Below are 18980 nucleotides of genomic sequence, written 5' to 3'. Positions count from 1 at the left end.
GGATCTTTCAAAAACGTCCGGATCAGAGTTCTTTCACCTGTTTCAACCATAGAAAGGCAGCTCTGTCATTTGATACATCTGCCCAGGAGTCGATATGCAATTCAAAGCAGGCAGCCGATGCTGTGGGGAGGTTATCAAGGCCTACACCCAGGTCGTTGATCAGCTCGGTCACACCGGGATTATGTCCCACATAGAGGCACCTGTTCACCTCATCAGAAAGTTTGGAGATTACGTTTAGTATCCAACGTGAAGGAGCAAAATAAAGATTCTGGTCAGTTCTGATCTCCTCCTGCGGATAACCGAGGCTTTGTGCGACCAGTATAGCGGTATCATGTGCCCTTTTGGCAGAAGAAGACAGTATCAGATCCGGAACACCCCATTTTTTCAAAATGAATCCCCCCATATCGGAGGCATTCTTGCTGCCGCGCTCGGTAAGGACGCGATCATAATCATCTTTGGCCATTGTATCCTGTTCGGCTTTGCCATGACGTAAGATAACAAGTTGCTTCATATAGTTTTGGCTTATTGGTAAAGCTGTAATAATTTTTTAAAGGGACAAAAGTAATTATAATTTTCGACATATTATATTTTTGTCTATTTCGACTCCATAATCCACATCGATCAAAACTTTATCCTTATTTTTGCGTTCTATCACAAATATTTTAATTATGACAAAAAAGATCATAAAGAGAATCGGCATAGTAACTGCAGCTATTCTTTTGTTATTGATTGCAGGATTTCTTTACCGGACATTCTTCAAACCCACTTACGCCGGAACCGGAAACATATTGGGTATACTAATCTTTGGTCTGCTTATCGGTATCGTCACTGCCTGGCTTCTGTTCCAACTCTGGAATATACGCAAAGCACAATCGGCTACTGTCACCTCTTCCCATACCATTGTCGAGGGTATAAAACGGGTTTTCAAGATAGTAGTGGCCGAAGGACAACTCAACGAAATATATAACTATGAGAACACAAAAAAGTTGTTGAAATTCATCCCTTCTACAAAAAAGGCATTGGTTATTGTGAGGGCGCAGGTATTGATAGGTTACGACATAGAGAGATGCTTTTGGGAAATAGATGAGGAGAAGAAAGAGATCCGTCTGATCGAATTCCCCAAACCGGAAATCCTATCTGTGGATTGCGACTTTAACTACTATTATTTCGAGGATGATCTATTCAATGTGATAGGGCGAAAAGATCTGCAGCAGATTCAGAGTCTGGCCAAGGAACAGGTGAAAAAAGCTGCATTACAAAGTGGTTTGATGAAAATTGCGGCTGACCAGATGAAACTATTGTTAGAAGAAGTGACAGTTGCCAATCAATGGGCTATAAAAAATATCAATCTGATTGAAGATTACAAGGTGCTCCCTGAATCGGAAGGAGAAAAAGAAGGGAGCCCTGAAAAAGAGCTCCCTCTGTTAAAGCAGATAAATCTGTTTGATAAGGCGTTTGACAAGTTTGATAAAGCTGTCAGGTTCCTCAAATCCTGAAATGGAAACGATAATTATTCCCAGTTAAGAATTACCTTACCACAGTTACCTTCTTCCATCACATCAAATCCTTTCTGGAAATCATCAACGCCGAAACGATGAGTAATGATGGGGTTTAAATCCAATCCGGAGATGATCATCTGTTCCATCTGGTACCATGTCTCCCACATCTCCCGGCCATAGATACCCTTCAAGGTAAGCGCCTTAAAGATGATATCATTCCAGTCAACCATTGTGTTGTTAGGAAGAATGCCCAACAGCGAGATTTTGGATCCGTTGTACATATTGGCAATCATTTCCCGGAATCCGGCGGATGAACCGGACATCTCCAGCCCCACATCGAAACCGCGCATTCCCAGTTTCTCTTTCGCCTGTGCGACCGTTTCTCCCTTTGAGATATTTACTGTAAGCGTAGCGCCCATCTTCCGGGCAATCTCCAGCCTGTATTCACTCAGGTCGCTCACCACAATATAACGGGCACCGGCAAAACGGCAAATAGCCGTAGCCATGCTGCCAATCAATCCCGCACCAGTAATCAGTACATCTTCGGCGATCAACGGGAAAGAGAGGGCGGTATGTGTGGCATTACCGAAAGGGTCCATGATAGAAGCAATCTCATCGGGTATCCGCGGATCGAGTTTCACCACGTTGGCGGCAGGAAGGGATAGGTATTCGGCAAAAGCACCGTCGCGGTTTACTCCCACGCCGATAGTATTCTCACAGACGTGAAGTTTTCCACGGCGGCAGTTACGGCAATGTCCGCAGGCAATATGCCCCTCGCCGGTCACCCGGTCACCCACTTTCAGATTCTCCACCCCACTACCCATATCCACGATCTCACCGACATATTCATGTCCGATGGTCATAGGTGTCTTGATGGTTTTCTGGGACCAGTCGTCCCACTTATAAATATGGAGGTCTGTACCACATATGGATGTCTTTTTAATTTTGATCAGTACATCGTTCACACCGATTGATGGAACGGGGACATCTTCCATCCAAAGACCTTTTTCAGGACGTAATTTTACCAATGCTTTCATATTGTTTAAATTAAAAGTGAAGAGTGAAAAATTAAAAGTGAAAATTGAGCGCTGATTATCCAGCAAAACATTCAATCAACTAATTATCACACCATCATATCATTATCAAATTATTTTCAGTTTTTTCCCTACTTTGATAAAGGCTGCAATTGCCTTGTCGAGGTGTGCACGTTCGTGGCCGGCTGAAAGTTGTACACGGATACGTGCTTCGCCTTTCGGTACTACCGGGTAGTAAAAACCGGTCACGTAAATACCTTCATCAAGCAGTTCGGCCGCAAAATCCTGCGACAGCTTGGCATCGTAGAGCATTACGGCGCAGATGGCCGATTGAGTAGGTTTGATATCGAAATTCGCATCTTTCATCTTCGCCACAAAATAAGCCACATTTTCGTGCAGTTTATCCTGCAATTGATTGGATTCCTGCAACAGATTGAATGCTTCTACACCTGATGCAGCTACCATGGGAGGAATAGAGTTGGAGAAGAGGTAGGGGCGTGACCGTTGACGCAGCATGTCGATGATCTCCTTGCGGCCAGTTGTAAAACCACCGATAGCACCACCAAAGGCTTTACCCAGTGTTCCGGTGATCACATCCACTTTGCCCATCACATTGTATAATTCGCTCACTCCTTTTCCGGTTTGTCCCACCACTCCTGCTGAATGGCTTTCGTCAACCATCACCAATGCATCGTATTTCACCGCCAACTCCATAATCTTATCGAGAGGTGCTACGTTGCCATCCATAGAGAAAACACCGTCAGTGACAATAATACGAAAGCGTTGGGCTTGTGCCTCTTTCAATTTTTCTTCCAGATCGGTCATATCGGCATTGGCGTAACGATAGCGTTGAGCCTTGCAGAGGCGTACTCCATCAATAATGGACGCATGGTTCAGTACATCTGAAATGATGGCATCTTCATTGGAGAATAATGGCTCGAAAAGGCCACCATTGGCATCAAAACAGGCTGCATAAAGGATGGTGTCTTCGGTTTTGAAGAAGCGGCTGATGGTTGCTTCCAGTTCCTTGTGGTAATCCTGGGTTCCACAGATAAAACGAACCGAAGACATACCGTACCCCCGTTCATCGAGCGCCCGTTTTGCTGCATCGATCAGTCGCGGATGATCGGACAATCCGAGATAGTTGTTGGCACAGAAGTTCAACACTTGCTGTCCTGTTTGTACTTTAATTTCAGCTTTTTGTGGCGAAACAATGATTCTTTCCTTTTTGTAAAGACCTGCCTCCTCAATCGATTTCAGTTCGTTTTGCAGGTGTTGTTGCATTTTTCCGTACATATCTTTTCTTTTTTAATTGAATCTCTGATTACTCTTCAACCGTGACCTCATCGAGCAGCGACTGGGGCAGTGATTTTTTTGCTCTCACCCCCAGTTCTCGCAGTTTCTCGGCCTGTCCGATCAGGTTTCCCCTACCCGTCTTTAGTTGGCTATAAGCATTTTCATAGCTTTTCCGGGCTCTACCAAGATGAATCTCTATATCGGTAAGTGAATCCACAAAATTGACAAATTTATCGTATAGCGCCGCTCCTCGTTCGGCAATGTCTATCGCATTCCGGTTCTGGTATTCTCGCTTCCACAGATCTACAATCAGTTTCAAGGCGGCAATCAGATTAGTCGGACTGATAAACAGTATTTTTTTATCGTATGCATACTGCCACAGGCTCTCATCATATTGTAATGCCAGACTGTAGGCCGGTTCGTTGGGAATAAACAACATCACGAAATCGAGTGTTTCGGTATAATCCTGATAGCTTTTCCGGCTCAATTCATCAATATGTCTCCGCACTGATCGTAGGTGCTCGTCTATATATTTTTTTTGCTCAGTCAGATCGTCGGCATCTACATAATTGGCATAAGCTGTGAGTGATACTTTCGAGTCGATAATCACTTTCCGGTTGTCGGGATAGGAGATAATCACATCAGGCCTCATTCTGGAACCACTCTCACCGATAAAAGCGTTGCCGTCTGTATCTCTGAGCGATTCCTGCACAAAATATTCACGGCCTTCCACCAAACCCGATCTTTCAAGGATATTTTCCAGGATCATTTCTCCCCAGTCCCCCTGTGTCTTTGAATTCCCCTTCAAAGCCCTGGTCAGATTATTGGCCTCAGTACTGAGCCGGTCGTTCAGTTCCCGCAGGTTTTTCAACTCCTGTCCGAGCGAGAAACGCTCTTTCGACTCGTTGATATATACCTCTTCCACTTTCTTTCGGAACGATTCGATATTCTCACCAAAAGGCTTTAATATAGCCTCCAGATTATCCCTGTTGAGATGGGTGAATTTCTCTGATTTTTCATCCAGTATTTTAGATGCGATATTCTCGAACTCAAGGTTGAACTGTTTTCGTAATTCAAGCATCTCCGTCTTTTGATTTTCCAGCTTTTCAAGTAACAATTTTCTTTCGGCGATAATCCTCTCCTTCGACAGAGCTAGTTCGATATTCAATGCATTGTATCTTTCGGTCAACGCATCAAATTCGTTTTTGGGAACCGTTTTCGACCTGGTCAGCAACAAGGCGGTAATCCACGCCAGTACTCCCCCCGCCAAAAAACCAATGGAAAGATAAAAAATATTCACATCATCACATCATTAAATCATCACATCTATTTTATACTCCTTAGCACGTGTCCCATTCTTTTTTTCTTGGTCTCCATATAAAAATGGTTGTACTGGTTGGGAGAAATTTCGAGCGGCACATTCTCTACCACCTCCAGTCCATAGGATTCCAGTCCGACCCGTTTAGTAGGGTTATTGGTCATGAGTCTCATCTTCCTTACTTCCAGGCTGCGGAGTATCTGTGCTCCTACCCCGTAATCCCGTTCATCTGCCTGATAACCGAGGTGAAGATTGGCATCTACGGTATCAAGCCCCTGCTCCTGTAACTTATAGGCTGCCGCTTTTGCCATCAACCCGATTCCACGTCCCTCCTGATTCAAATAGACTAGTATTCCTTTTCCTTCCTTTTCAATGAGCTGCAATGCTTTGTGGAGCTGTTCTCCACATTCACAGCGCATCGACCCGAAAATATCGCCTGTCATACAGGAGGAGTGTACACGCACCAGCACCGGTTCATCGTCTTGCCACTCTCCTTTGATGAGGGCTACATGTTCCTGTCCGGTAGCTTTTTGAAGGAACGGCACCATTGTGAACAGGCCATATTCCGTAGGTAACTGTACCGATTCCCCCCTTTCGATCAACGATTCAGTACGGAGTCTGTATTTTATCAGGTCTGCTACGGAAACGATCTTCAGGTTGAATTTCCGGGACATCTCCATCAGTTCCGGCAGTCGTGCCATGGAACCGTCTTCATTCTTGATTTCAGCGAGGGCTCCGGCAGGATAGAGTCCTGCCAGTCGGGCAAAGTCGATGGTTGCCTCAGTATGTCCTGCACGACGCAATACGCCTTTGGTCTGTGCACGAAGTGGGAAGATATGTCCCGGACGGCCGAAATCTTCAGGTGCCGTCTCTTTGCGGGTCAACGCAAGGATAGTTTGTGCCCTGTCGTAAGCCGATATTCCGGTAGTACATCCGTGCGTAAGTAGGTCAATGGAAACAGTGAACGGGGTAGAATGTATTGATGTATTATGTGACACCATCATCGGCAGATCCAACTCTTCGGCTCTTTCTTTTGTGATGGGGGCACAAATCAGTCCACGTGCATGTGTTTCCAGAAAATTGATCTTTTCGGGAGTGATGTGTTCTGCCGCAATAATCAGATCTCCTTCATTTTCCCGATCCTCATCGTCGACAACTATGATGAAATTACCTTTTCGAATTTCTTCAATGGCTTCATCTATTGTATTCAATTGAATTATTTCTTGCATTTGTATTGTGAATTGTTTTATGCTAAAGCTACTACCTCCGGTTCTATCCCATGCATGACAGCTATCAACTCCCCATTCAATTGTTGAATAATCTTCAGATCTTTCGAGATAACCCTCTCAAGAGGAATAGATAAAAGCCGGAAAATGATCCCTATGGGGAAAAGATACATACAGATTTTAGCCGGAATAGTACCCGGATCGAAAATCCTTATTACGTTGAATATAACGGGAAACTCTTCCGCTTTTGACAATACCTCCAATTTGCGGGAATTGGACAGGCTATTGAGTATTATCTCCAATGAACTTCTGAGTGACCGTAAATCCTTATTATAATTAGTATTCATCCAGTAATCTTTATAAGATAAACTGGCATATCGATCAAGAAACAGATCAATCCTCTGTGACAGATCAGACAGTGATTGAGATATTTCTTCATAATCAGGTTTTTCAATGATCACGTTCTTCACCGGATATTTTCTCTTGTCACGAATGAAAAAAAGCCTTTTGAAGAAATTGACGTAGGTATCGGCATTCATGATCACCGAATCATTGATTGCCTTATAGGTCAGGAAGACTCCTATAGGCAACAAAATAAACGAACTGAACCACATACCGAACCAATGTTCCCATACAGCGTCACGGGTCATTTTAGTACCTACATTATCAAGGATATAATAGATAATAAACAAAATGACGGATATAACGATAGGGGTTCCTAATCCCCCTTTCCGCACGATGGAGCCTAACGGAGCACCGATAAAGAAGAATAACAGGCAAGTGAAAGGAATGGTAAACTTACGGTGCCATTCTATCCAGTGCCGGTTGATGGTACGTTGGGTGGTAGTTTTATTAAGCGATCTGAAAAGAAATTCATTACTGTTGTTATCGGCCTTGTTGAATGCGCTCTGTAGAATAGACGACTGGACATAAAGGTCTTTCGACTGTAACAGGGTATCCGGAGCGGGCACTTCAATTTCCGCGAGAACTGCGGCAGAGAACAGAGAATCTCTCTCTTCCGGGGAATACCCGTTTCTGAAAGAGAGGTATGAGTGATCTCTCATCAGTTTCCTGTCTACCAGGTTTACACTGTCGAGCACCAGAGACATGGAGTCGATAGAAACACTTAACTGTGATAAGTTTTTAGACACATAATTGCTTGTGGAACTTCCTTCGATCACCTCTTCACCTATACGGCTGAAGTTAGCGTCATATGAAACCATCATCGTTTTCGTGTTGAAACTCTCCCGGGCATAAGGTACAAAATCCTCATTGTAACGGGAAGAACGAGGGTTGCCTCGTTGAAAGTTCTGAAACTGCTGACCTTTGTGCATGGTGACGATAAGCATTTTTTTATCTTCTGTCATACTCATTTCGGCAGAGTCACAAATGAACACCATCATATTATTGAATCCGCCCGTCACATCATAGATCATCACGTTATGCAACATTCCCGTTTTTTGGTCTTTTTTACCTACATAGATATTATAATTGGGAATTCCTTTATAGAAGACCCCTTCGGGGATTTCGAGTTCCGGCGAAGCCTGTCGCACTGAAATAATAAGCGAGAAATATTTAGCCTGTATTTTGGGAAGTACATTATCCTGATAGAAAAAAGCGCCCACAGAAACACTTAGGATCAGGATAATAAGTGGTTTCATGGCTGTCAGCAAGGGAATACCGGCAGCTTTTACGGCCAGCAGTTCCAGGCTTTCCCCCATGTTTCCGAACATCATCAGGGAAGCCAGCAAGATAGCCAGAGGTAAAGCCATAGGCACGAAAGTAAGTGCTGCATAGAAGAACAACTCTCCGAGTACAGTCAAATCAAGTCCTTTACCCACCATATCCTCCACATATTTCCACAGGAACTGCATCAATACCAGGAAAAGGCATATGACAAATGTCATCAGAAAAAGCGGAATATAGGTCGTCAAAATATAACTGTACAACCGCTTTATGTGGAAAAATCTATTCATTGAAAATGGACAAAAAAAGAATATTTTCGTTCAGCTCAATGTACAAAGTCAAAATTGTTTGCACTTTGCCACAGCGAGAATTAGAAATCGAGGAGCGTAGGCGACTCAAAATATCTAACGTAATTGAACTTGTTTAATTTTATGACAAAGATAGTGAAAGCTGAGAGAAATCGTGAGAGTTTACTCTCAAAAGATTTCCGAGGCGCATCCTATCTTATCCAAAGATAATAAAATCAAACGAATTGTGGTTTTTTAAATAGTAAGGATGAGAGATACCTACAAAGAGAAAATCAGATACCCAGTCTTCTTTTCATTTCATCGATTTGGGATTCCCAGAGGGCTATGGCGTCTCCTTTTTCGTCGGGTTCGGCAAAATCGGTTATTTCGAGAGTCATAGCACCCGATAAGTCCAGTTTATGTAGCAGAAATTCAAAGTACAGTTCTTCATCTTCTTCGTCAAGCCATCTGTAACGGATACTCGATTGTGGTTTTTTACTAATAATTTGGACTTCATTATTGGTTTTTCCCCATATGAATGTGTAAATGGCCTCTGTTTCATCCATTGACACCTCATCTGCAAACCATTCCGAAAGCCCGTCAATCTGACTGATCATACGCCACAAACTACTCTGGGTGGCATTTCCCATCAGGAATTCGATATGAAATTTTTCTTTCGACATCTATCAATTCAAAACAGGCTCACAATATACAATTTTTTTTGGGATTTATACCCAAATCGACCTCTTTATTTTATATTAGAAGTAAATTAAAATAAAAACCGGTGTCAGAAAGCTTCATACAGCTATTCCAACGCCGGTAACTCTTTGATTAAAACGAAATTATTGTACAGGAATATATTCAACGAAAGCCTCTATTGCTTCGTAAGAAGCGAGACCCAGTTTCCAGTACATATCTGCCGTAGCCCTGTTCCGTTCTTCCGAACGCTGCCAGAACAACCGTTCATCATCTCCCAGAAAAGGAGCGCTTTCCATCTGCGACTGATGCCTGAGGATAGCGTTTCTCTTTTGTCGTAACTCTTCCGGAGAGAGAGGTACCGCCATTTCGATATGATCAATCTCCCACTCCATCCAGGCACCACGATACATCCAAACCCGGCAATCCTGGTACCAGTCATCTTCTTTCATCAGATCTATAGCGGCCAGAATTGCATCGAGGCAGACCTTGTGTGTTCCATGCGGGTCGGCCAGATCACCCGCTACATAAATCTGGTGCGGTTTGATAGTCTCAATGAAGTCTTTTACAATATTGACATCTTTCTCCGATATAGGGTTCTTCTTAATTTTGCCTGTTTCGTAGAAAGGCAGATCGAGAAAATGTACATTCTCCTCGGGAAGACCTACATACCTGTCGGCCGAACGGGCCTCTTCACGGCGGATTCTTCCTTTAATGAAAAGGATATCGGGCGTATCGACATCGTCTTTCGTCTTTTCATGCAAAAGATAACGACGGATACTTTCATATTTTTCCAATAAGCCGGTATTTTCGGGATTGAATTTCTTGCGCATGCTATTCAGTACGGAGATATAGCGGATTACCTCTTCGTCGCCCACGGCTATATTTCCGGAAGTCTGGTAAGCTACATGCACCTCGTGTCCCTGATTGACTAGTCTTTGAAATGTACCTCCCATGGAGATTACATCGTCATCGGGGTGCGGACTGAAAATAATCACCCTTTTGGGATAGGGTTTTGCCCTCTCGGGACGATAGGTATCATCGGCATCGGGTTTACCGCCAGGCCAACCGGTAATAGTGTGTTGCAGGTCGTTGAATATCTTAATATTCACATTGTATGCAGAACCATATAACGTAATCAGTTCACTTAATCCGTTATCGCTATAGTCTTTGTTTGTCAACTTCAGAATAGGTTTGTCTACCACTCCACAAAGCCAGACGATAGCACGACGGATCAGTTTGCTGGTCCATTCGCAATTGGTCACTAACCAGGGACGACTGATACGTGTCAATTCGGAGGCAGCTGCCAGATCCACAAAGACTTTAGCTTCAGGATGTGTCTGCAGCATGGAACCGGGCATCATATCTGTTACTGCTCCTTCCACCACATCTTTGACGCTTTCCGCCTTTTGTTCACTCCAGGCTACAAGTGATATTTTTTTTGCGTCCATCATGTCGGATAATCCCATAGTGATAGCACTTACCGGCACTTTATCGAGTGATCCGAAGTTGCGGGCGATATCTTTTCGGGAATCACCATCAAGCATTACCAGACGGGTTTGTGAGTGAAGGCTGCTACCGGGCATATTGAAGCCTACATTTCCCTTACTGCCTAATCCTAACAACAAGTAATCGAGGCCCCCCATTTTCTTTAAATTCTGCTCGAAAGCCTCGCAATTTTCAGCGATCAGATCTTTCTCTACAGTGGCATCAGGGGAAAAAATATTTCTTGGATCTATATCAATCTGATCCAGAAAACTCTCTTTCAGCGTTTGCAGATTACTATAAGTGAAATCATGAACCGGATAGAATTCATAGGTATTGAAAACGACCATGTTGCTGAAGCTAACACCTTCTTCCTTATGTAACCGTACCAATTCCTCATAAACCGGTATGGGAGAATTTCCACCACTGATTCCCAGTATAAAGAATTTTCTCTCCTGCTGTTTTGCTTTCATTTCAGCGATAATATCCTTCGCTACTTTTTTTGCCGCTCTGCCCGACTCTTCAAAAATGGCAACCGGTAATTTCTCGAAACGCGATAGATTGTATTCCTCGAAATCGTTTACCGGCCTGTAATACTTTTTAGGAACCCTTTCAAAGGTAATGTGTGAACTCAGATCTAATCTCATATCTCCTTACTATTTAAAAAAAAGATAATTATGTACTTATTATATTATAACATCCCAAAAGGGGACAAGTTCTCAAATAGCGTTACCTGCTTGTTCTTTCTTGATATCTATCTTACGTGTAATACGTGCGTAGATAACTAGTGCTACTGCGGAGATAGTTCCGATACCGACAAACACATACCAGATATAGTGGGCGTTTTGTGTAGCTACAGCATAAGCAACCGAGTCTAATACCCCCGCCTCATTAGTGAACAATCGCGGATCAGGGCAGTACTTATCCAAAAGAAATCCCGACAATCCGAAAGCAAGTAGGAACGAAAAGAAAGAGTGTAGATGACTGAATCCCAGGTAAAGTCCCTCCTCTCCGTTGGGTGCCTGAAGTGAGAAATACTCTAAATAACGGGGTGATATAAAACACTCAGCCAACGCTTGCATAGCAATCCCCACAATCATCATGAATGCTACGGGATGCAATCCCAAAATATTTGCTGCTCCCACCTGTGTCCCAAATGACATCACCAGCGCAGATAATGGAATAATAAACATTCCTATCATCATAGAGGAAATAGCACTCCTTTTTTTCATAATTGAGGTGACAAAGTTAACGCATACAAAAACTATCAATGGATTTACATTGGCATACCATCCGGGAGATGCGCCCTCTCCGATCAGGCGGATCACATATTTAGGCATCGTAGCATACATTTGGCTTTGTATCACCCAGAAACCACTCACTATCAATATGAGTAGCATCAAACGGCCGTTAAGCATCACCTTTACCAATGAATTTCCCAATTCTGCAAAACTTTTCCCTTTCCCCTCTGTCTTTGCCGATTTATAAAAGAGGTAAACAGCAATCAGGGCTAAGAGCGTCATGGCTGCCGAAAAATAATTCAGGTAAACCAATCCCTGGTCACCCATGGTTCTCCTTAACGGGTCTACAACCGTTTTTCCTGTAAAAGCACCGATATTTACCATCATATAAAATATGGAATAACCGCGAGCACGGTTCTCCGGAGTAGTTTCACGCGCGACAGTACCCGATATCACCGATTTAATGAATGACCCTCCGAGTACCACTAATATCAGTGGTGCGATAATCGACCATCTCAGATAACTCTCATTCAAACCCGTGTAAGTAGTAGTCATGTCATATTTAACCAACCCTGCATTTTCAAGCATGGTGGGCAAAATTCCCAGTCCGGCGTACCCTACTGTCAATAATGCAAATGCAAGAATGATCGCCGAACGAAACCCAATCTTATCGGATATGGCACCGGCAAACACAGGCAAGAGATAGAGCAAAGCCGAAAACAGACCGGCAATAACACCGGCTTCAATATCGGAAAAGCCCCATACATTGGACAAATAAAGTGTTATAACTATGAAAACGGCATAGTATGCCAAACGCTCGAGAAGTTCTACAAAATTGGCTACCCAAAAGGGTTTGGAGAATCTTACCATCAGAAAGTATTTATTTTTAAAAAATTAGGATAAATATAAAATTATCGACAAAGATAAAAAATAATCTGAAAATCGAATGGGGTAAATATGATTTTACTCCAGATCAACCACAGTAATTCCCGTACCACCAAACTGCACATGCTCATCCTGAAAATGAGCGACACCGTTCACACTACCCAGATATCCCCTGATAATTTGCCGTAATGCTCCGGTACCTGTACCATGAAGAATACGCACTCTCGACATTCCCAGCTGAATGGCATCATCCACGAAGTACATTACTGCCTGCAACGCCTCGTCGCCACGCATCCCACGAACATCGATATCCTGTTTGAAAGTGAGCCTTCTTTCATGCAGCAAGTCACGTGTGTTGGAGGACTTCTTCTCCTTTTTTAATTGATTGTTACTCACGCGTTCCAGTTTATCAAGTTCGACTGTGGATTTGATCATTCCGAATGCGACAACAGCTTTCTTTCCTGAAATCTCCAAAATCTCACCCGGTAAGTTTTGACCTGTCAGGCGTACCGTATCACCCGCTACAAAAGGTTTTATTTGCTTCAGCCCCTTATCTTCACCAACCGAATGTTTCGGTTTTTGTTTTTTTTGCTTCCTGTGTTCAGGACTATCTACCGGTTCCAGTTTATCTTTAAAATCCTGAAGTGATTGCCGTATCTGTTTGGTTTTCTCTTTATCGGCCTTGGCTTCGCGAATCTCACGGATTGTATTTTCAATACGGGCATTGCTTTCTGCCAACAACCGCTCCGCTTGCTCACGTGCCTGCGCAAGAATCTCCTTCTTTTGCTTATTGATCGCCTCCAGATCGGCCTCATACTTTGAGGTGACCTCTTCCAGGTGTTTCCGCTCACGGCGTATCTCATCCCGCTTTCTTTCCCAATACCGTTTATCGCGTGATATATCTTGCAGATATTTATCCATATCAATATAATCCTTGCCCACGATCTGGGAGGCACCTGCAATCACCTCTTCCGGAAGGCCTGTCTTGCGTGCGATCTCAACGGCAAACGAACTGCCCGGATTACCGATAGCAAGACGAAAGAGAGGTTGCATCTCGTGTCGGTCGTAAAGCATGGCTCCATTCACTACCCCTTTATTCTCATTGGCAAAATGTTTCAGATTTTGATAATGGGTAGTAATTACACCGTACGATTGTTGACGGTTAAATCTGTTCAACAGCGCTTCAGCAATAGCAGCTCCTATCGTGGGTTCGGTTCCGCTCCCAAATTCATCGATCAACAACAGTGATTTACCGTTACAATGCTTCTCGAAAAACTTCATGTTCAGCAGATGGGAACTATAGGTCGACAAATCGTTTTCTATCGACTGCTCATCACCTATATCAATAAAAATATCGTTAAACATACCTACCCTTGAATTCTCTTTCAGAGGGATCAGCAATCCGCATTGCACCATATACTGTAATAAGCCTACTGTTTTCAGGCAGACTGATTTTCCACCGGCATTGGGACCGGATATAACCAGAATCCTGTTATCCCCTTCCAGGGTAATATCGAGCGGAACGATTTTCCGGTGTTGTTTCTTTAAAGCCAGAAAAAGCAGAGGATGCACTGCTGCTACCCAATCGAATTCCGGTTTGTTTTCGATTGTAGGTTTGATACCTCCTATCAGAGTGGAAAAAACTGCTTTCGCCTGTATAAAATCGATTTTCGCCAAAAACTCATACGATTCCAGCAAATCGGGTAGAAAAGGCCTTAGATAATTGGTGAAATCGGTCAATATCTTGATGATTTCGCGCCGTTCATCCGCCTCCAGTTCACGGATTCGATTATTGGCCTCTACCACCTCCGACGGTTCGATAAATACCGTTTTGCCGGAAGCCGACTCATCATGCACGATTCCTTTGATCTTCCGCTTATGGGAAGGATTCACAGGAATCACCAGTCTGCCGTCTCGCATACTCGGCGACACATCTTTATCCACAAATCCTTCGGCCTGCGCTCTTCGGAGGATGGCATTCAGACTTTTAGAGATACCATTTACGGTAGAAATGAGTTCACGGCGTATCTCCGACAGGCGGGGCGATGCATGGTCTCTTATCTGTCCAAATCCATCCAGGATAGTATCTATCCTTTTGGTGATTTCAGGAAAAGTAAGTACATCCCCCGCCAATGCGAGCAGATAGGGATATTTTGGTGTTTTCTCTTTATCGCGATGCAAAAACGCCACGATCCCATTGATGGTATGAAGCGAGCGACGTAGTTCAAACAGCGCACTTTGATCGATCCACGCCCCTTCCACCCTGATACGTTTCAGTGTAGGGCGCATATCATAAAAGTGATCGGCGGGAAATGAATCCTCCTCTTCTCTGATACGCACAAATTCTTCTGTCTGGGAAAGAAGAGATACAATCTCTTCGTGGGAAGTAGAAAAATGCATCTCATCTACCTTTTCCCTGCCAAGAGAACTTAGGCATCGTTCCGAAAGGAGTTGCCGTACTTTCTGAAATTCTATTTTTTGTTCGAAATTATCGGGATAGATCATATAGATCGCTGTTATCAATCAGTTTAAAAAGAATCAAGATTCAAGAACCAAGACTTTTAGACTCAAAAGCCAAGACTGTTCAAGAGTCAGGATTTTTAGAAAGATCCCCCACATCGAATTAAAAAATAATTGTGTGAAATACCTTTAAGCCTGCAAAATTACAATTTTAAACCGATTTTTACCACTTTGGATAAAGATAACCCATGTTACTACGATTATATAAATCTCTCCTCACTTTTATTGAGCGAGACCGTGAACTCACTTCCCTCTCCGTATTCGCTTCTCAGGGATATCTTTCCGCCTTGGGCTTCTATAAATTCCTTGCTGATGGATAAGCCAAGGCCGGTTCCCGATTTATTGCTACCCGGAACTTTAAAATAGCGTTCAAATATTTTTTCCCGGTATTCGGGAAGAATTCCCTGCCCGGTATCCCTGACAGAAAAAAGCACCCTATCCCCTTTCGTAGAAACAGTCAGATAGATCGTCGATCCTTCATGCGAATACCGGATGGCATTCGTAATCAGATTGATAAGCACCCATGCTGTTTTTTCCCGGTCGGCAAGTACAGGCGGAACTTGTTCGGAGTAGATTGTGGAGAAATGAATCGATTTTTGTTCCGCTTGTACTTTTGTGGCGCTGACGGCATAATCCAGGATTTCCCGGGGATTGGCAGGAATGATGGAAAGCTGGATATTTCCGGTCTCGATTTGCGTCATATTCAGCAATTCGCCGACGATGTTCAATAATCGCTCCAGATCTTCATTGATACTCTCTATCAGTTGCGATTGTTCTGTGTTGAGACTCCCTATTTTCTTGTTTTCCAGCAGTTGGGTACTCATCTTTATGGATGAAATGGGGGTTTTCAGTTCGTGGGAAACCGTTGCCATCAAATTGGTCTTGGCAGAATCCAACTCTTTCAATGAAGTAATGTTTTTTAGGAAAATAACGCTGCCGATATGTTGCGCCGATGTCTCACCCGTCGGCACGATATTCATTGGCATGATCTCTTTCTGGAAGTAACTTTCCTTATTGTCGAAGTATATTTTCAACGGGACGGAGGATGGTTTTGTCACAGAAAGATCCCTTATAAGCGTCTGCATCAAATCGTTTTTTGCAGCGATCTCCTGCGCGGGTTTCCCGATCACTTCCTCCTTCTGAAGATTGGTAATCTGCAGCGCTTTATTATTCATAAACAGGATATTGGAGTTCTCATCCAACCCGATGACCGGCTCCTGGATATTGTCCACCAACGCTTCAATACGTTTTTTCTCCGCCAGCACTCTCTCAAGGTTACTACTGTTGTATTCCTGCAATTTCTCCGCCATGGTATTGAAAGCGACTGCCATGGTTTGAAACTCGTCATTCCGTCGGAGAATGACCCTTTCGGAGTAGTTCCTGGCGGCAATGTTTTGTATGCTCTCGGTGAATTCATGAATAGGATTGGCAATATTCCTCGGCATAAACAGCAGCAACGACAATGCCATTATCAGGCAGAGGATACTTCCGGCAGTGATCCATTTGATGGCATTGTCGGCAGTACCTCCGGCAATGTTGCTTCTCTTTTGAATGGTTTCCATATTCAGACTGATAATATGCAGCAAGTCCTCCCTCAGCGCGGAATAATAGGTCGAGTCGGAAGTGTCCTCCTTAAACCTGTTATAGTCCTCGATCAAGGCGTGGGTGGAGTTCTTCTCACCGATTTCCGTTATATTTTGCTGTTGCAATTCCAGATTATGTTCAAAAGTTCGAAGTACGGAAGAGTCATCCATATCCCCGTTCAATGCTGCCAGCATCTCTATGGCATACTTCACTGAACTGTAGTTGTTCGACAAAATATTGCTGGAATCGTCCGATAATTGGGAGATGTTATATCCGGCCAGTACCGACAAGAAAACGATCAATAGGAACAACGAACCGATCCCTGTAAAAAGTTTTGTTTTGATACGCATATCATTCAATCAGTTTAAGATGATTAAATCTATCTTGGTGTTATTCAACTTCTTAATTAAATTATTGAACACGTTGTGTGAAGTAATTATATGGATGAGCGTCAAATGGGGTTTGCCGATACAAATGGTGGTTATCTTATGCTCTTCCGCTTGTTGTACGATCGCATCGGAGATATTATCGGCTTTAATCTTAATGATTTCACCACCCAGTTCCGTCGCCAACTGGAGATTATTCATCAGAAAACGCTGTTTATCCAATGCAATCTTGTCGAACCGCTCGCGAGGCGTTTCAATATACAACGCAAACCATTTACTCTGATAGTATTTTGCTAGTCGTGCGGTTTTTCTGATGACGGTCCTTGCTGTCTTTTCGCTGGAACTGATGCAGGCCAGGAACCGTTCCTGGCGCATACCGCCTTTGGTGATCTCGTTTTCGACCTGCCTTTTTACGGCTGAAGCCACTTCATTGAGGGCCAGTTCCCGAAGTTGCAGGATATGTTCACTTTTGAAGAAATTATTGAGTGCCGTCTGGATCTTCTCTGCTTTGTAAATCTTCCCCTCTTTCAGACGGGTGATCAGTTCATCCGCCGGAAGGTCGATATTGACAACCTCGTCCGCCAGTTTCAATACACTATCGGGAATCCGCTCCGACACTTCAATCCCCGTAATTTCCATGACAGACTCGTTCAGACTTTCAAAATGCTGGATATTGACCGCCGATATCACGTTGATGCCCGCATCGAGGATATCCATCACATCCTGCCACCTTTTCCTGTTCTTGCTCCCCTCCACGTTGGCATGCGCCAATTCATCCACCAGCACCACTTCGGGATGTTTAAGGATAATGGCGTCGAGGTCCATTTCCTCCAGTTCTTTCCCCTTGTAGAATATCTTGTTTCGCGGTATCTCAGGGATGCCTGCCAGCATCGACTCAGTCTCTTCCCTGCCGTGTGTTTCGATAAATCCTATACGCACATCTATCCCATTGCGTAAAAGCGAGTGCGCCTCGTTCAGCATACGGTATGTCTTGCCTACGCCCGCAATCATACCGATATAGATCTTAAACCTTCCGCGACGTGACTTTTTAATCAGATCGAGAAAATATTGCGGCCCCTGCTTATCGTTTATCTCCTGTTGCATTGAAAAAACATCTAAAGGTCTCTACTTTAGTCGCTAGATTTCACAAAAGTATCACCTAATTGAAAGATTTGTCCCAAATTATCAAAATAAATTATCCAATGCGATGTTAATTTTCAGGACATTGACTTTCTCCGGCCCGAACGGATTTTTTTCGGTATACTGATTTACAAGATCGTGCACGGTTTCCAAGTCAAGCCGTCTCGCCGCAGCCACACGACCGGACTGTGCCAATGCCGCCTCCACTGAAATATGAGGATCGAGACCGCTACCGCTCGCCGTTACCATATCCACCGGAACCTCAACAACCGGAGAAACAGAAGTGGGTGCTTTCCTACTATTCGCCTTAGTTATACTAGAAGTAAACGCTTTCCGACCCTTGGCCTTAAACTCACCGGCCGGAACAGGGGCATGCGGATTTCTTGCCCTGAAATCAGCGACACGGGCTTGTACGTCACTCAAATATTCCGGATCATTTGGACCCTTATTGCTCCCCCCGCTGCCTGCCGCATTGTAATCCACGGCCGACGGACGGCTATGGAAGTAAATGTCTTTATCGAATTTCTGTCCTATATTTTCAAAATAGGCATTTCCGTTTTTATCGATAATCAGTTTACCTTTCCCGTGATTGGGCGATAGCTGCGCCACACCCAGCATCAACAGGGGATAAATTACGGCACACAAGAGGAGCAAGACTCCCGTTAGCCGTAGTGATGGAAAAAGATATTTTTTCATT

The 18980-nt window shown here is 43.8% G+C and carries 14 protein-coding genes; 1 reads left to right on the top strand and 13 read right to left on the bottom strand.

The features are described 5' to 3' along the window. Nucleotides 1-22 precede the first annotated feature (22 nt). The gene (locus tag VB073_RS06650; RefSeq protein ID WP_323403372.1) at nt 23-511 is read right to left on the bottom strand and encodes a SixA phosphatase family protein; all 489 of its coding nucleotides are present in this window, start codon (nt 509-511) and stop codon (nt 23-25) included. A gap of 157 nt (nt 512-668) precedes the next feature. Between VB073_RS06650 and VB073_RS06645 the strand changes: the two genes are divergently transcribed. Beyond that, nucleotides 669-1496: a DUF4230 domain-containing protein gene (locus VB073_RS06645; protein ID WP_323403371.1), complete on the top strand. Its 828-nt coding sequence runs from the start codon at nt 669-671 to the stop codon at nt 1494-1496. Nucleotides 1497-1510: 14 nt separating this feature from the next. Here VB073_RS06645 and tdh read toward each other — a convergent pair whose 3' ends face one another. The 12 genes from tdh to VB073_RS06585 all read right to left on the bottom strand — a co-directional run bounded on the left by tdh (nt 1511) and on the right by VB073_RS06585 (nt 18979). Next, entirely contained in the window at nt 1511-2536 is a 1026-nt protein-coding gene (gene tdh, locus VB073_RS06640) for an L-threonine 3-dehydrogenase (RefSeq protein WP_323403370.1), read from the bottom strand. Between the two features lie 105 nt (nt 2537-2641). Beyond that, nucleotides 2642-3829, bottom strand: coding sequence for a glycine C-acetyltransferase (gene kbl / locus VB073_RS06635; RefSeq protein ID WP_323403369.1), 1188 nt, complete (start codon nt 3827-3829; stop codon nt 2642-2644). A 28-nt stretch (nt 3830-3857) separates the two neighbouring features. Further along, nucleotides 3858-5129 (bottom strand): DNA recombination protein RmuC, encoded by a 1272-nt coding sequence (locus tag VB073_RS06630; RefSeq protein ID WP_323403368.1) that lies wholly within the window; start codon nt 5127-5129, stop codon nt 3858-3860. A 26-nt stretch (nt 5130-5155) separates the two neighbouring features. Then, nucleotides 5156-6376, bottom strand: a complete 1221-nt coding sequence (locus VB073_RS06625) for a bifunctional 3,4-dihydroxy-2-butanone-4-phosphate synthase/GTP cyclohydrolase II (protein ID WP_323403367.1) — start codon at nt 6374-6376, stop codon at nt 5156-5158. A gap of 17 nt (nt 6377-6393) precedes the next feature. Beyond that, complete coding sequence (locus VB073_RS06620; protein ID WP_323403366.1) at nt 6394-8349, bottom strand: LptF/LptG family permease; 1956 nt, start codon at nt 8347-8349, stop codon at nt 6394-6396. Nucleotides 8350-8639: 290 nt separating this feature from the next. Continuing rightward, the gene (locus tag VB073_RS06615) at nt 8640-9029 is read right to left on the bottom strand and encodes an START-like domain-containing protein (RefSeq protein ID WP_323403365.1); all 390 of its coding nucleotides are present in this window, start codon (nt 9027-9029) and stop codon (nt 8640-8642) included. 159 nt (nt 9030-9188) lie between these two features. Then, nucleotides 9189-11174 carry a glucosamine-6-phosphate deaminase gene (locus VB073_RS06610; protein WP_323403364.1) on the bottom strand — a complete coding sequence of 662 codons (1986 nt, stop codon included), beginning with the start codon at nt 11172-11174 and terminating at the stop codon, nt 9189-9191. 72 nt (nt 11175-11246) lie between these two features. Beyond that, nucleotides 11247-12638: an MFS transporter gene (locus tag VB073_RS06605; protein WP_323403363.1), complete on the bottom strand. Its 1392-nt coding sequence runs from the start codon at nt 12636-12638 to the stop codon at nt 11247-11249. A 93-nt stretch (nt 12639-12731) separates the two neighbouring features. Then, nucleotides 12732-15158: an endonuclease MutS2 gene (locus VB073_RS06600; RefSeq protein ID WP_323403362.1), complete on the bottom strand. Its 2427-nt coding sequence runs from the start codon at nt 15156-15158 to the stop codon at nt 12732-12734. Between the two features lie 215 nt (nt 15159-15373). Then, nucleotides 15374-17107: a sensor histidine kinase gene (locus tag VB073_RS06595; protein ID WP_323403361.1), complete on the bottom strand. Its 1734-nt coding sequence runs from the start codon at nt 17105-17107 to the stop codon at nt 15374-15376. A 9-nt stretch (nt 17108-17116) separates the two neighbouring features. Next, on the bottom strand, nt 17117-18247 hold the full coding sequence (locus tag VB073_RS06590; RefSeq protein ID WP_416349510.1) for a sensor protein KdpD: 1131 nt from the start codon (nt 18245-18247) through the stop codon (nt 17117-17119). Nucleotides 18248-18328: 81 nt separating this feature from the next. After that, nucleotides 18329-18979 (bottom strand): potassium-transporting ATPase subunit C, encoded by a 651-nt coding sequence (locus VB073_RS06585; RefSeq protein WP_323403360.1) that lies wholly within the window; start codon nt 18977-18979, stop codon nt 18329-18331. Nucleotide 18980: the final 1 nt, after the last annotated feature.

Origin of the sequence: Proteiniphilum sp. (genome assembly GCF_034927365.1) — a bacterium.
In the GTDB taxonomy this organism is placed as follows: domain Bacteria; phylum Bacteroidota; class Bacteroidia; order Bacteroidales; family Dysgonomonadaceae; genus Proteiniphilum.
The sequence above is the reverse complement of the archived record's forward strand: the minus strand, read 5'-3'. Positions and strand labels throughout refer to the sequence as shown.

Bases quoted from the DNA above. Each gene is read 5' to 3' on its own strand.
- VB073_RS06600 (WP_323403362.1), bottom strand. From the start codon at position 15,158: ATGATCTATCCCGATAATTTCGAACAAAAAATAGAATTTCAGAAAGTA.
- VB073_RS06620 (WP_323403366.1), bottom strand. From the start codon at position 8,349: ATGAATAGATTTTTCCACATAAAGCGGTTGTACAGTTATATTTTGACG.
- kbl (WP_323403369.1), bottom strand. From the start codon at position 3,829: ATGTACGGAAAAATGCAACAACACCTGCAAAACGAACTGAAATCGATT.
- VB073_RS06610 (WP_323403364.1), bottom strand. From the start codon at position 11,174: ATGAGATTAGATCTGAGTTCACACATTACCTTTGAAAGGGTTCCTAAA.
- tdh (WP_323403370.1), bottom strand. From the start codon at position 2,536: ATGAAAGCATTGGTAAAATTACGTCCTGAAAAAGGTCTTTGGATGGAA.
- VB073_RS06615 (WP_323403365.1), bottom strand. From the start codon at position 9,029: ATGTCGAAAGAAAAATTTCATATCGAATTCCTGATGGGAAATGCCACC.
- VB073_RS06605 (WP_323403363.1), bottom strand. From the start codon at position 12,638: ATGGTAAGATTCTCCAAACCCTTTTGGGTAGCCAATTTTGTAGAACTT.
- VB073_RS06590 (WP_416349510.1), bottom strand. From the start codon at position 18,247: ATGCAACAGGAGATAAACGATAAGCAGGGGCCGCAATATTTTCTCGAT.
- VB073_RS06595 (WP_323403361.1), bottom strand. From the start codon at position 17,107: ATGCGTATCAAAACAAAACTTTTTACAGGGATCGGTTCGTTGTTCCTA.
- VB073_RS06645 (WP_323403371.1), top strand. From the start codon at position 669: ATGACAAAAAAGATCATAAAGAGAATCGGCATAGTAACTGCAGCTATT.
- VB073_RS06625 (WP_323403367.1), bottom strand. From the start codon at position 6,376: ATGCAAGAAATAATTCAATTGAATACAATAGATGAAGCCATTGAAGAA.
- VB073_RS06650 (WP_323403372.1), bottom strand. From the start codon at position 511: ATGAAGCAACTTGTTATCTTACGTCATGGCAAAGCCGAACAGGATACA.
- VB073_RS06585 (WP_323403360.1), bottom strand. From the start codon at position 18,979: ATGAAAAAATATCTTTTTCCATCACTACGGCTAACGGGAGTCTTGCTC.